Below are 14,192 nucleotides of genomic sequence, written 5' to 3'. Positions count from 1 at the left end.
AACATTTTGATTGCTCCCAGACTTACAAGACAAAGGCGCCTGAAAGCGCCTTTGTCTTGTGCTGCATCAAGCCCGGATCAGGCCATTTCAGCCGTGGTTTCGAAGTCGAAAGTCAGCTCGCCATCCTTGATGTCGATGTGTACCACACCGCCATGCTCGGACAACTCGCCAAACAGGATCTCTTCGGCCAGCGGACGCTTGATCTTGTCCTGGATCAGGCGTGCCATCGGACGCGCTCCCATGGCCACATCGTAGCCACTTTCGGCCAGCCAGTTGCGGGCCGCATCGGTCACCTCCAACTGTACGCGCTTGTCTTCCAACTGAGCCTGAAGCTCGGTAAGGAACTTATCCACCACACTCTTGATAACCTCATGGCTGAGGCGACCAAACTGGATAATAGTGTCCAGGCGGTTGCGAAACTCCGGCGTGAAGCTTTTCTTGATCACTTCCATGGCATCGGACGAATGATCCTGATGGGTAAAGCCAATCGACGCCCGGGCTGCGGTTTCGGCACCGGCGTTGGTGGTCATGATCAGAATCACGTTGCGGAAGTCGGCCTTGCGCCCGTTGTTGTCGGTCAGGGTCCCATGGTCCATGACCTGCAGCAGAAGGTTGAAGACTTCCGGGTGGGCCTTCTCGATTTCATCGAGCAGCAGCACACAATGCGGTTGTTTGGTAATCGCTTCGGTCAGCAGGCCACCCTGGTCGAAACCGACGTAGCCCGGAGGTGCGCCGATCAGACGCGAGACAGTGTGACGCTCCATGTACTCGGACATGTCGAAACGCACCAGCTCGATCCCCATCGCCTTGGCCAGTTGCCGCGCCGCTTCGGTCTTGCCGACACCGGTGGGACCGGCGAACAGGAACGAACCGACAGGCTTGTCCGGCGATTTCAGTCCGGCACGGGACAGCTTGATGGCGGTCGACAGCGAGTCGATGGCCGCATCCTGGCCGAATACGGTCAGCTTCAGGTCACGCTCAAGATTACGCAGCAGTTCCTTGTCGGAGCTGGTGACGTGTTTCGGCGGAATCCGCGCGATTTTCGCGACGATGTCCTCGACTTGCGGCACTTCGATGCGCTTCACACGCTTCTCGACCGGCTGCAAGCGCTGGTAGGCGCCCGCCTCGTCGATCACGTCGATGGCTTTATCCGGCATATGCCGATCATTGATGTAGCGTGAAGCCAGCTCGGCTGCCGCACGCAACGCCTCGTCGCTGTATTCGATATTGTGGTGCTGCTCGAAACGACCTTTCAGGCCACGCAGAATACCAATGGTGTCTTCGACCGAAGGCTCGGACACGTCGACCTTCTGGAAGCGCCGGGCCAGGGCACGGTCTTTCTCGAAGATGCCGCGAAATTCCTGGAAAGTGGTCGAGCCAATGCAACGGATGTCGCCAGAGGACAGCAGCGGCTTGAGCAGATTCGAAGCGTCCATGACACCGCCGGAAGCGGCACCCGCGCCGATGATGGTGTGGATTTCGTCAATGAACAGGATCGCCTGTGGACGTTTTTTCAGCTCGCCGAGCAACGCCTTGAAGCGCTTCTCGAAGTCGCCGCGATATTTGGTGCCGGCCAGCAAGGCACCCAGGTCGAGAGAATAGACGACGCTGCTGGCCAGCAGATCCGGCACCTGGTTATCGACGATGCGCTTGGCCAGGCCTTCGGCGATCGCGGTCTTGCCAACGCCCGCCTCTCCCACCAACAACGGGTTGTTCTTGCGTCGACGAGCGAGGATCTGCGCGACACGCTCGACCTCCAGCTCGCGGCCGACCAATGGATCGATACGCCCCTGGCGTGCCAGCTCATTGAGGTTGCTGGCATACGCGTCCAGGGGATTGCCTGAAGATGAAGACTCGCCGCCCTCTTCGTCCTGCATATCCTGCTCGCCTTCGGAGTGATCGCCGTGCCCAGGCACCTTGGAGATGCCATGAGCGATGTAGTTGACGACATCGATACGTGCAACGCTTTGTTGCTTGAGCAGGAACACTGCCTGGCTTTCCTGTTCGCTGAAGATTGCGACAAGCACGTTGGCACCCGTCACTTCGCGTTTACCGGAACTCTGCACATGGAATACGGCACGCTGCAGGACACGCTGGAAGCCCAGCGTCGGCTGGGTTTCGCGATCTTCGTCATGAACGGGAATCAACGGCGTGGTGGAGTCGATAAACTCCTGCAGGTCGTGTTTGAGTTTGTCGAGGTTCGCACCACAGGCCCGTAGAACGGCAGCGGCGGCCTCATTATCCAAAAGGGCCAGCAGGAGATGCTCGACCGTCATGAATTCATGACGCTTCGAACGGGCCTCCTTGAAGGCTAGATTGAGGGTGACTTCGAGCTCGCGGTTTAACATAGTTCACCTCATACCCAAGTGGTCGGCGTTAACCGTCCTTCTCGATTTCACAGAGTAGCGGATGCTGGCTTTCCCTGGCGTACTGGTTGACCTGCATGGCCTTGGTCTCGGCGATGTCGCGGGTAAACACTCCACATACTGCCCGTCCCTCTGTATGAACGGCCAGCATGACCTTGGTGGCCAGCTCACGATTCAGGTTAAAAAACACCTCAAGCACTTCGACGACGAAATCCATCGGCGTGTAGTCATCGTTGAACAAAACCACCTTGTACATCGGCGGTGCCTGCAACGAGGGCTTTGCTTCCTGTATGGCAATGCCCGCAGAGTCGTCGTCGTGAAAATCCGGGCGATCCTGATTGAAGGTTAGTCGAATCTGGCTGATTGCATGCATGGAAAGAAAGGTTCGTCAGTTGAGCTGTTGTAGTAATGGGGACGTTTCGGAAAGTTTCAATACCGACCGAACGGTCACCTTGACTATCGCCAAATCGGTGTTACAACCAATAGAGCCCACATTGGGTAATAAAGGTCCATATCGTCAACCATTTTTCTGGTTCACGTAGTGAAGGATGAACTGGATGATACTCCAGTGATGGGGTCGTTTGCAGAGGGATATGAGCATGCCGAGCGGTAAGGTCAAGTGGTTCAACAACGCCAAGGGCTATGGTTTCGTCCTGGAAGAAGGCAAGGATGAAGACTTGTTTGCCCATTACTCAGCCATCAAGATGGATGGCTACAAAACCCTTAAGGCTGGCCAGGCAGTAAGCTTTAAGATCATCCAAGGCCCCAAAGGTTTGCATGCCGTCGATATAGAGGCTGTTGTCGCGACCCCCACCGAAGAGAAAGCATTGCCCCATAAGACCAAGACACACAACGTCAGTGCCTGAAATCGATCAGTAGAAAAATCCAGGCAAAAAAAACGCCCGACTCAAATTTTGAGTCGGGCGTTTTTTTGTGCACCGCCGCTCGCTTTACATATGGGCGATCAGGGCATCGCCGAAGCCGGAAGACGACAGCAGCCTGGCACCGTCCATCAGGCGCTCGAAGTCATAGGTCACGGTCTTGGCGCCGATTGCGCCGTTGGTCCCCTTGATGATCAGATCAGCCGCTTCGGTCCAGCCCATATGGCGCAGCATCATTTCCGCGGACAGGATCAGCGAGCCCGGATTTACCTGATCCTTGCCGGCATACTTGGGCGCAGTGCCGTGGGTAGCTTCAAACATGGCGACGGTATCGGACAGGTTGGCCCCCGGCGCGATACCGATTCCTCCCACCTCGGCCGCCAGGGCGTCGGACAGGTAGTCACCGTTCAGATTGAGGGTCGCGATCACATCGTACTCGCCCGGGCGCAGCAGGATCTGCTGGAGCATGGCGTCGGCAATGGCGTCCTTGACCACGACATGGCGACCGGTCTTCGGGTTCTTGAACTGCATCCACGGGCCGCCATCGAGCAACGTCGCGCCGAACTCTTCGGCGGCCACTTCGTAGGCCCATTCCTTGAAGGCACCTTCCGTGAACTTCATGATATTGCCCTTGTGGACGATGGTCAGCGACTTGCGATCATTGTCGACAACATATTGCAGGGCCTTGCGCACCAGGCGCTGGGTCCCCTCTTTCGATACCGGTTTGACGCCAATACCGCAATTTTGGTCGAAGCGGATCTTGGTGACGCCCATTTCCTCCTTGAGAAACTTGATGACCTTGTTCGCTTCCGGCGAGCCGGCTTTCCACTCGATCCCCGCATAGATATCTTCGGAATTCTCGCGAAAGATCGTCATGTCGACGTCGCCGGGCTTTTTCACCGGGCTCGGCACGCCTTCGAACCAGCGCACCGGGCGCAGACAGACATACAAGTCGAGTTGCTGGCGCAGGGCCACGTTAAGCGAACGGATACCACCGCCCACTGGAGTCGTCAGGGGACCTTTGATGGAAACCACGTAATCCTTGACCGCATCAAGGGTTTCCTGAGGCAGCCAAGTATCCTGATCATAGACCTGGGTGGCCTTCTCGCCAGCATAGACTTCCATCCAGGATATCTTGCGCTTGGCGCCATAAGCCTTTTCGACCGCGGCATCGACGACCTTGATCATCACCGGGCTGATATCGACGCCAATGCCGTCGCCTTCGATGAAGGGGATGATCGGGTGATCAGGAACATTGAGAGAGTGGTCTGCATTGACGGTGATTTTGTCACCGACGGCTGGAACCTGAATCTTCTGGTATCCCATGTTGTACCTCCATCTATGGATTGAACATCTGGCTACGCTCGAGCCTACCCCGGTTAAATATAGACGCAAACCTCGACTATCCCTATTTACACCGAAAGGCTGGCAGTTCGCGGCGTACAAACCTGAACTCCTGGAAAAAATCGGCAATCTCCAGCATCGCGCGGCGCCACCCGGCGCTTTGCGCGTGCGACCTTTAGACCAATGGATCAAAAGAGTTGTTTATGAACCCTCGGCGCTTTGCCAGCAACCTATGTATAATCGCGCCGATGACCACAGGGTCACGATGGCCGACCTCTCCCAGCTACCGAAATGTAGCCGAGACTTTCCGCCCAAAAGCCGGACTGTTAGCGCAGTCCGACCGCTTGACGCTCGACTGACGCAACCCAACATCACCGCGAAGAAATCTCGACATTCGACTCATGGACGACTTTGAACGAACGCGCTTATCCGGCGCATCTCGAGTTTCTGCGCATGCTTTAGCAAAGAAGAGAGTTAATCCGAATATGCCCACCCGTTCGAAGATCATCTACACCTTCACCGACGAAGCCCCCGCCCTCGCCACCTATTCACTGTTGCCTATCGTAGAGGCCTTTACCGCTTCGGCTGATATCGCCGTGGAAACCCGCGACATTTCCCTCGCAGGACGCATTCTCGCCAGCTTCCCCGAGCAATTGGGCGCCAAAGCTGTGCCGGACCACCTTGCCGAGCTCGGCGAGTTGGCCATCACGCCCGAAGCCAACATCATCAAGCTGCCGAACATCAGCGCTTCGGTACCGCAACTGCAGGCCGCGATCAAGGAACTGCAAGCCCAGGGCTTCAACATCCCCGACTACCCGGAAACCGTGAGCAGCGACGCCGAAAAAGACGCTCGCGCCCGTTACGACAAGGTCAAGGGCAGCGCCGTAAACCCGGTCCTGCGCGAAGGCAACTCCGATCGCCGCGCACCGCTGTCGGTCAAGAACTACGCACGCAAGCACCCGCACAAGATGGGCGCCTGGGCTGCCGACTCCAAATCCCACGTCGCGCACATGAGCAACGGCGATTTCTACGGCAGCGAAAAAGCCGCCCTGATCGACGCCGCTGGCAGTGTCAAGATCGAACTGATCGCCGAGGACGGCACCTCCAGCGTCCTGAAGGAGAAGACCAGCGTCCAAGCCGGTGAGATCCTTGATTGCGCCGTGCTGAGCAAGAACGCCTTGCGCAGCTTTATCGCCGCCGAAATCGAAGATGCCAAGCAACAAGGCGTGCTACTGTCGGTTCACCTGAAAGCCACCATGATGAAGGTGTCCGACCCGATCATGTTCGGCCAGATCGTTGCCGAATTCTACCAGGACGCCCTGGCCAAGCACGCCGAGGTCCTGGCCCAGATCGGCTTCAACCTGAACAACGGCATCGGCGACCTGTACACACGCATCAAGGCCTTGCCGGCCGAGCAGCAAGCACAGATCGAAGCGGACATCCAGGCGGTCTACGCCGCTCGGCCAGCACTGGCCATGGTCAACTCCGACAAGGGCATCACCAACCTGCACGTGCCAAGCGACGTCATCGTCGACGCCTCGATGCCGGCCATGATCCGCGACTCCGGCAAGATGTGGGGCGCCGACGGTCAACTGCACGACACCAAGGCAGTGATCCCGGATCGCTGCTACGCCACCATCTATCAAGCGGTGATCGAAGACTGCAAGCAACATGGCGCCTTCGACCCGACCACCATGGGCAGCGTGCCCAACGTCGGTCTGATGGCGAAGAAAGCCGAAGAATACGGCTCCCACGACAAGACCTTCCAGATCAAGGCCAAGGGCGTGGTGCGGGTTTGCGACAACAATGGCCGTACCCTGCTGGAACAAACCGTGGAAGCTGGCGACATCTTCCGCATGTGCCAGACCAAGGACGCGCCGATCCAGGACTGGGTCAAGCTGGCCGTCAATCGTGCCCGCGCGAGCAGCACCCCGGCGATTTTTTGGCTCGACCCGATGCGCGCCCACGATGGCGTAGTGATCGAGAAGGTCCAGGCTTACCTGAAGGATCACGATACCAGTGGCCTGGATATCCAGATCATGTCGCCGGTCGAGGCGATGAAGTTCACCCTGGCCCGTACCCGCGCAGGCCAGGACACCATCTCGGTCACCGGTAACGTGCTACGTGACTACCTGACCGACCTGTTCCCGATCATGGAACTGGGCACCAGCGCCAAGATGCTGTCCATCGTACCGTTGATGAACGGCGGTGGCCTGTTCGAAACCGGCGCCGGCGGTTCGGCTCCCAAGCACGTCCAGCAACTGGTGGAAGAAAACTTCCTGCGCTGGGACTCCCTGGGTGAATTCCTGGCCCTGGCCGCTTCCCTGGAACATCTGGGCGTGACCTACAACAACCCGAAAGCCCTGGTGTTGTCCAAGACCCTGGACCAGGCGACCGGCCTGTTCCTCGACAACAACAAGTCACCATCGCGCAAGGTCGGCAACATCGACAACCGCGGCAGCCACTTCTACCTGGCACTGTACTGGGCCCAGGCCCTGGCCGCCCAGAGCGAAGACACCGCGCTGCAAGGCCAGTTCACCCCATTGGCCAAGACCCTGACCGAGAACGAGGCGACCATCGTTGCCGAGCTCAATGCCGTGCAGGGCAAACCAGTCGACATTGGCGGCTACTACCACGCCAACGCCGAACTGATCAGCCAGGCCATGCGTCCGAGCGCCACGCTCAACGCGGCAATCGCTGCGCTGGTGTAAGCTTCCCGGCAGTACCACAAGCCCTGGCCCAGTGCCGGGGTTTGTGTTATCACCTTCAGAGAAACCACCCTATGGAATGGCAACCCCATATCACCGTCGCCACCGTCGTCGAAGACAACGGGCGCTTCCTGCTCGTCGAAGAACTGCAAAACGGACAGGTGGTCTTCAACCAGCCGGCCGGCCACCTCGATCCCGATGAGAGCCTGAGCGAGGCGGCCATCCGCGAAACCCTGGAAGAAACCGGTTGGGATGTCGAACTGACCGGCGTCATCGGCATCTACCTGTACACCGCTCCCAGCAACGGCGTGACCTACCAGCGCGTGTGCTTTGCCGCCAAGCCACTGCGGCACCGCCCCGATTACCAACTGGATGACGGCATCATCGGCCCACGCTGGCTGACCCGCGACGAATTGCTGGCCCTGCGCCCGCAGTGGCGCAGCGAGCTGATCATCCGCTGTATCGACGATTATCGGGCAGGCCCGCTGCACAGTCTCGAACTGATCCGCCCTTCTCTTTAGCCTTGCGGGCGCGGGCCTGTTAGAATCGCGTCCTTTTTCGAAGACACTCATTGAATCCCTATGCGTGATCCAGCCTCCCTCGCCCCAGAAAACCTGCGCGTCATTGTCGGCATGTCCGGCGGCGTGGACTCTTCCGTTTCCGCCGTCCTGCTGATGGAGCAGGGCTATCAGGTGGAAGGCCTGTTCATGAAGAACTGGGAGGAAGACGACGGAACGCAGTACTGCACCGCCATGGACGACCTGGCGGACGCCCAGGCTGTGTGCGACAAGATCGGCATCAAGCTGCACACCGCCAACTTCGCCGCCGAGTACTGGGACAACGTGTTCGAGCTTTTCCTGGCCGAATACAAGGCCGGACGCACACCGAACCCAGACATCCTCTGCAACCGCGAAATCAAGTTCAAGGCGTTTCTCGACTACGCCCTGATGCTCGGTGCCGACCTGATCGCCACCGGCCACTACGTGCGCCGCCGCGATATCGAAGGACGCACCGAACTGCTCAAGGGTCTGGACCCGAACAAGGACCAGAGCTACTTCCTGCATGCCGTCGGTGGCGAACAGATCGCCAAGACCCTGTTTCCGGTCGGCGAGTTGGAAAAGCCCGCCGTGCGCGCGATTGCCGAAAAGCATGGCCTGGCGACCGCCAAGAAAAAGGACTCCACTGGGATCTGCTTTATCGGCGAGCGACGCTTCAGCGACTTCCTCAAGCAATACCTGCCGGCCCAAGCCGGCGAGATCAAGACGACCGAAGGTGAGGTCATTGGCCGCCACCACGGCCTGATGTATCACACCATCGGCCAGCGCCAGGGCCTGGGCATCGGCGGCCAGAAAGACGCCAGCGACGAGCCGTGGTATGTGCTGGCCAAGGACCTGGAGCACAATGAATTGATCGTCGGCCAGGGCAACGAGCACCCGTTGCTGTTTTCCCGTGCCCTGCTCGCCTCCGAGATCTTCTGGGTCAACCCGGTCGACCTGAGGAGCCCGCGTAAGTTGACGGCAAAAGTCCGTTACCGCCAGGGCGACCAGCACTGCACCCTGGAAAAAACCGTCGACGGCTATCGTGCGGTGTTCGATGAACCTCAACGCGCCGTGACGCCGGGTCAGTCCGTGGTTTTCTACGATGGCGAAATTTGCCTGGGTGGTGGCGTGATCGAAGTTGCCGAGCCCTGGACCGACGGAGCCTGCCCATGAGCCCGACCCAGGAGCAACTGACGGCACTGGGCGGTGTGTTTCTCGCGGCGGTTCTGGTGGACAAGATCGCCAAGACCGGCCAATCCAGCGAAGCTGGCCTGAGCTGCATGCTCGGCAGCCTGCTGATCCGCGACCCCAGGGACACTCTGGAAGTCTACGGTGGCGACGATCTCAACCTGCGCGACGGCTACCGCGCACTGATCGGCGCCCTCGAACGCGATCCCAGCGCCCTGCAACGCGAGCCGTTACGCTACGCCCTGTCGATGCTCGGCCTGGAGCGCCAGTTGGCCAAGCGCGACGACATGCTGGAAACCATCGGCAAGCGCCTCCCGCAGATCCAGTCCCAGGTCGAACACTTCGGTCCAGCTCATGAAAACGTGATAGCCGCTTGTGGCGCGTTATACCAGGACACCCTAAGCACCTTGCGCCAGCGGATCCAGGTACACGGCGACATGCGCAACCTGCAACAACCGAGCAATGCTTCGAAGATCCGTGCCCTGCTGCTGGCCGGTATTCGCTCGGCCCGCCTGTGGCGCCAACTGGGCGGTCATCGCTGGCAGTTGGTTATCAGTCGGCGCAGGCTGCTCAAGGAACTCTATCCGTTGATGCATGGCGCCTGAGGCCATCGACGGAGCTGTAAAAGCGCGATACGCCGGTCAGTTGGCAACGGACCAGTGAATTTTTTCATGTATGATACGCGCCCCATTTCGTTGCCCGACTGTCCGAGAACACCCCATGCAGCTTTCTTCGCTCACTGCGGTTTCCCCTGTTGACGGCCGCTACGCCGGCAAAACCCAGGCCCTGCGCCCTATTTTCAGCGAATACGGTCTGATCCGTGCTCGCGTCCTGGTGGAAGTGCGTTGGCTTCAGCGCCTGGCCGCTCACCCTGCGATCACTGAAGTCCCGGCGTTTTCCGCGCAAGCCAATGCCGTATTGAATACCCTGGCCGAAAACTTCTCCCTGGAGCACGCCGAACGCGTCAAAGAGATCGAGCGCACCACCAACCACGACGTCAAGGCCATCGAATACCTGCTCAAGGAACAGGCCGCCAAACTGCCTGAACTCGCCGCCGTCAGTGAGTTCATCCACTTTGCCTGCACCAGCGAGGACATCAACAACCTGTCCCACGCTCTGATGCTGCGCGAAGGCCGTGACGATGTGCTGCTGCCGCTGATGCGCCAGATAGCCGAGGCCATCCGCGAGCTGGCCCAGCGCTTCGCCGCCGTGCCGATGCTGTCGCGCACCCACGGCCAGCCAGCATCGCCAACCACTCTGGGCAAGGAGCTGGCGAACGTCGTCTACCGCCTGGAGCGCCAAATCGCCCAAGTCGCCGCCGTGCCGCTGCTGGGCAAGATCAACGGAGCCGTGGGCAACTACAACGCCCACCTGTCGGCCTATCCGCAGGTCGACTGGGAAGCCAACGCCCGAGCCTTCATCGAAGACGAACTGGGCCTGGGCTTCAACCCCTACACAACGCAGATCGAGCCGCACGACTATATCGCCGAGCTATTCGATGCAATCGCGCGCTTCAACACCATCCTGATCGACTTCGACCGCGATATCTGGGGCTACATCTCCCTGGGTTACTTCAAGCAGCGCACCATTGCCGGCGAAATCGGCTCCTCGACCATGCCGCACAAAGTCAACCCAATCGACTTCGAAAACTCCGAAGGCAACCTGGGTATCGCCAACGCACTGTTCCAGCACCTGGCCAGCAAGCTGCCGATCTCCCGCTGGCAACGCGACCTGACCGACTCTACCGTACTGCGCAACCTCGGCGTCGGCTTCGCCCACAGTGTCATCGCCTACGAAGCCAGCCTCAAGGGCATCGGCAAGCTGGAGCTCAATCAGCAGAAAATTGCCGCCGACCTGGATGCTTGCTGGGAAGTCCTGGCCGAGCCGATCCAGACCGTGATGCGTCGCTACAACATCGAAAACCCCTACGAAAAACTGAAAGAGTTGACTCGCGGTAAGGGTATCAGCCCGCAAGCGCTGCAGACTTTCATCGACGGACTCGACATGCCTGCCGACGCCAAGGCCGAGCTGAAACAGTTGACCCCGGCCAACTACATCGGTAACGCCGTGAGCCAAGCCCAGCGTATCTGATCATACAGCACCCGCTCTGAACGCCCGGCCGAGCCGGGCGTTTTTATTACCGTATGAAAAATGTCTTTTTTCAATAGGTTACACATGAATCCTGATATTCCTCTGCAACTTTTAGGCGGCATTACTGCTCGCGAATTCCTACGCGACTACTGGCAGAAGAAACCGCTACTGATCCGCCAGGCCATTCCTGACTTCGAAAGCCCCATCGACCCCGACGAACTGGCCGGCCTGGCCCTGGAGGAAGAAGTCGAATCGCGCCTGATCATCGAACACGGCGAGCGCCCCTGGGAACTGCGCCGTGGACCGTTCGCCGAAGACGCCTTCAGCCAGCTACCGGAGCGTGAGTGGACCCTACTGGTGCAGGCTGTCGACCAGTTCGTTCCGGAAGTCGCCGAACTGCTGGAAAACTTCCGCTTCCTGCCAAGCTGGCGCATCGATGACGTGATGATCAGCTTCGCCGCCCCCGGCGGCAGCGTCGGTCCGCACTTCGACAACTACGATGTATTCTTGCTCCAGGGCCATGGCAAGCGCCATTGGAAGATCGGCCAGATGTGCGACTCCACCAGCCCGCTGCTGGAGCACACTGACCTGCGCATCCTCGCTGACTTTCAGGAAACCGCCGAGTGGACCCTGGAACCCGGCGATATGCTCTACCTGCCGCCGCGCCTGGCCCACTGCGGTGTCGCCGTGGACGACTGCCTGACCTACTCGGTGGGCTTCCGTGCGCCGAGCGCGGCTGAAGTACTGACCCATTTCACCGACTTCCTCAGCCAGTTTCTACCGGATGAAGAGCGCTATACTGACGCCGACGCGCAGCCGCTGGCCGATCCGCACCAGATCCAGCACGACGCTCTCGACCGCCTCAAGAGCTTGCTGGCCGAACACATGAGCGACGAACGCCTGCTGCTGACCTGGTTCGGCCAGTTCATGACCGAACCTCGCTATCCGGAACTGGTAGTAGGCCCGGAACTCGAAGAGGAAGACCTGCTTGCCGGCCTGCAACAAGGCGCGATACTGATTCGCAACCCGAGCGCACGCCTGGCCTGGTCGGAAGTCGATGACGACCTGCTGCTGTTCGCCAGTGGCCAGAGTCGCTACCTGCCGGGCAAGCTGCGCGAGTTGCTGAAAATGATCTGCGCGGCGGACGCTCTGCATCTCGACAACCTCGGCCAATGGCTGGACGATGAAGAAGGACGCGGCCTGCTCTGCGAGCTGGTCAAACAAGGAAGCCTGGGATTTGCCGATGAATAGAATTCATGTACGTGTCGCAGACTGGCAAAAGGATAACGCCGAGATCCGGCGCATTCGTGAGTCGGTGTTCATTGTCGAACAAGCCGTACCGCCGGAACTGGAGTGGGACGCCGAGGACGCCAGTGCCGTGCACTTCCTGGCGTTCGAGGGCGACTTTCCAATCGGCACTGCCCGCCTGCTGCCAGACGGGCATATCGGACGCGTTTCGGTCCTGCGCGACTGGCGCGGACTGAAGGTCGGTGACGCACTGTTGCGGGAAGTCATCGCCGAGGCCGAGAAACGCGGCCTTGAGCAGCAGATGCTCAGCGCCCAGGTACAGGCCACGGCGTTCTATGAACGGCATGGCTTCAGTATCGTCAGCGAGGAGTTTCTCGAAGCCGGGATTCCCCATGTCGACATGGTACGCAACTGCGCCTGATCTATCGGAGAGCTCTGATCCGGACCCTAGTGGCCTGTGAGATGGCTGATTTTACGCCCCGCCATCACCGATGCCGGGGCGTTTTCCCTGCCGCGATTCAACTTGACCCATCAATGGCCGAGAAACTGTCAAACTCAAGCCATTGCCAAGTCCACCGCGGAGATAACGGACATGTCCCTACGCACCCTACTCACCAGCCTCCTGCTGGCCTGTACTCTCAGCGCCCAGGCCGCCACCGAAATCATCCCCCTGAACTACCGCACCAGCGGCGACCTGCTGCCCGTCGTCCAGAACTTCCTCGGCCAGAACGGTAAGGCCAGCGCCTACCAGAACCAACTGATCGTCGACGCCGAGCCCAGCAAGATCAATGAGCTGCGCGACCTCCTCCACCAACTGGACAAGCCCGCCAGACGCTTGCTGATCAGCGTCGACACCAGCGAAAGCAACGACCAGGGCACCCAGGGCTATTCGATCAACGGTCAGGGCCAGACCCGCATCATCAGCCGTGGTACCGACAGCCGCGAGGGCGGTATCCAGCAAGTCCAAGCCAGTGAAGGCGCCCCAGCCTTGATCCAAGTGGGCCAGAGCGTGCCACTGACCACCAGCACCGGCCAGCTCGACGCCTACGGTCGGCCACAGACCCAGACCCAGTATCGCAACGTCACCCAAGGTTTCTACGTCACCGCCAGCGTCACCGGAAACATCGTTCACCTGGCCATCAGCACCAATCGTGACCGGATGAGCCAGGAGCGTCAGGATGTAGTGAACGTGCAAAGTACCGACACAATCATCAGCGGGCCGCTCGGCCAGTGGATGACGCTGGCCGGCGTCAATGGCCAGACTCAGGCTGATCGTCAGGCGCTAACCCGCAATTACTCTACCTCCAGCCGTAACGACATGACTTTGCGAGTGAAAGTCGAGATGCTGGACTAAAGCACCGAAAACTGACCGATGAGTCGCATCGGAGCAAATATGTAGTGCTTTAAAAAAAGCACTACAAAACGTTTGACGGGCTAAAAAACCAAAGGCATGATGGCCTCGCTCCCGCTAATCAAGGGCCCTGGCGAGGGCCTTCGGATCGCAGCTCTAACCTATCCCCTGAGCCGATTCGGTCTGTACCGCCCATCAGGCGCGTTTGACGAGGTTGCGACTGCAACGAAGTTGTCCCGAGGGACGGAAGCGTAATAGATACAACGGCAAGACCGGTGAAGCCCGCATGAAGGCCCACAACGCCCCACTGCGCCCGCTGCATCGCCTGCGCCTCGCTCACTTCCTTGGGTCAATCGTTCAATCGTCGCCTCCCCGCCAAACCGCACCTTTGGTCTGCGAGCAATTGTCTATACACGTTGTGCAGGTGGCGGAGTAAGGAATTCTCCCCCCCCAAGGACGACTTTTGATAAAAGACG

At 59.4% G+C, this 14,192-nt stretch carries 12 protein-coding genes; 9 read left to right on the top strand and 3 right to left on the bottom strand.

Annotation, left to right across the window (positions count from 1 at the left end):
- Positions 1-77: 77 nt before the first annotated feature.
- Entirely contained in the window at positions 78-2,348 is a 2,271-nt protein-coding gene (clpA, locus tag AWM79_RS14345) for an ATP-dependent Clp protease ATP-binding subunit ClpA (protein WP_060783118.1), read from the bottom strand.
- 28 nt (positions 2,349-2,376) lie between these two features.
- Positions 2,377-2,739, bottom strand: coding sequence for an ATP-dependent Clp protease adapter ClpS (gene clpS / locus AWM79_RS14340; RefSeq protein ID WP_017132374.1), 363 nt, complete (start codon positions 2,737-2,739; stop codon positions 2,377-2,379).
- 226 nt (positions 2,740-2,965) lie between these two features.
- Here clpS and cspD point away from each other — a divergent pair, with 226 nt between their 5' ends.
- On the top strand, positions 2,966-3,232 hold the full coding sequence (gene cspD, locus AWM79_RS14335; RefSeq protein ID WP_017132373.1) for a cold shock domain-containing protein CspD: 267 nt from the start codon (positions 2,966-2,968) through the stop codon (positions 3,230-3,232).
- A gap of 84 nt (positions 3,233-3,316) precedes the next feature.
- Here cspD and icd read toward each other — a convergent pair whose 3' ends face one another.
- Positions 3,317-4,573, bottom strand: coding sequence for an NADP-dependent isocitrate dehydrogenase (gene icd / locus AWM79_RS14330; RefSeq protein ID WP_017132372.1), 1,257 nt, complete (start codon positions 4,571-4,573; stop codon positions 3,317-3,319).
- Between the two features lie 503 nt (positions 4,574-5,076).
- Between icd and AWM79_RS14325 the strand changes: the two genes are divergently transcribed.
- The 8 genes from AWM79_RS14325 (at position 5,077) to AWM79_RS14290 (ending at position 13,719) form a co-directional block, all read left to right on the top strand.
- Positions 5,077-7,302: an NADP-dependent isocitrate dehydrogenase gene (locus AWM79_RS14325; protein ID WP_017132371.1), complete on the top strand. Its 2,226-nt coding sequence runs from the start codon at positions 5,077-5,079 to the stop codon at positions 7,300-7,302.
- A gap of 71 nt (positions 7,303-7,373) precedes the next feature.
- Positions 7,374-7,820: an NUDIX hydrolase gene (locus AWM79_RS14320; RefSeq protein WP_060783117.1), complete on the top strand. Its 447-nt coding sequence runs from the start codon at positions 7,374-7,376 to the stop codon at positions 7,818-7,820.
- A 60-nt stretch (positions 7,821-7,880) separates the two neighbouring features.
- Entirely contained in the window at positions 7,881-9,011 is a 1,131-nt protein-coding gene (mnmA, locus tag AWM79_RS14315) for a tRNA 2-thiouridine(34) synthase MnmA (protein WP_017132368.1), read from the top strand.
- Positions 9,008-9,631, top strand: coding sequence for a high frequency lysogenization protein HflD (gene hflD / locus AWM79_RS14310; RefSeq protein WP_017132367.1), 624 nt, complete (start codon positions 9,008-9,010; stop codon positions 9,629-9,631). Before mnmA ends, hflD begins: the two co-directional genes overlap by 4 nt.
- Before the next feature lie 115 nt (positions 9,632-9,746).
- Positions 9,747-11,117 carry an adenylosuccinate lyase gene (purB, locus tag AWM79_RS14305; protein WP_017132366.1) on the top strand — a complete coding sequence of 457 codons (1,371 nt, stop codon included), beginning with the start codon at positions 9,747-9,749 and terminating at the stop codon, positions 11,115-11,117.
- 84 nt (positions 11,118-11,201) lie between these two features.
- A complete protein-coding gene (locus AWM79_RS14300; RefSeq protein ID WP_017132365.1) occupies positions 11,202-12,368 on the top strand; it encodes a ribosomal protein uL16 3-hydroxylase in 1,167 nt (388 codons plus the stop codon).
- Positions 12,361-12,786: a GNAT family N-acetyltransferase gene (locus AWM79_RS14295; RefSeq protein ID WP_017132364.1), complete on the top strand. Its 426-nt coding sequence runs from the start codon at positions 12,361-12,363 to the stop codon at positions 12,784-12,786. Before AWM79_RS14300 ends, AWM79_RS14295 begins: the two co-directional genes overlap by 8 nt.
- A 171-nt stretch (positions 12,787-12,957) precedes the next feature.
- Complete coding sequence (locus AWM79_RS14290; protein WP_060783116.1) at positions 12,958-13,719, top strand: secretin N-terminal domain-containing protein; 762 nt, start codon at positions 12,958-12,960, stop codon at positions 13,717-13,719.
- Positions 13,720-14,192: the final 473 nt, after the last annotated feature.

The organism is Pseudomonas agarici (assembly GCF_001543125.1).
In the GTDB taxonomy this organism is placed as follows: Bacteria; Pseudomonadota; Gammaproteobacteria; order Pseudomonadales; family Pseudomonadaceae; genus Aquipseudomonas; species Aquipseudomonas agarici.
Note: the sequence above shows the minus strand (reverse complement) of the source record. Positions and strands in the feature narration are given on the sequence as shown.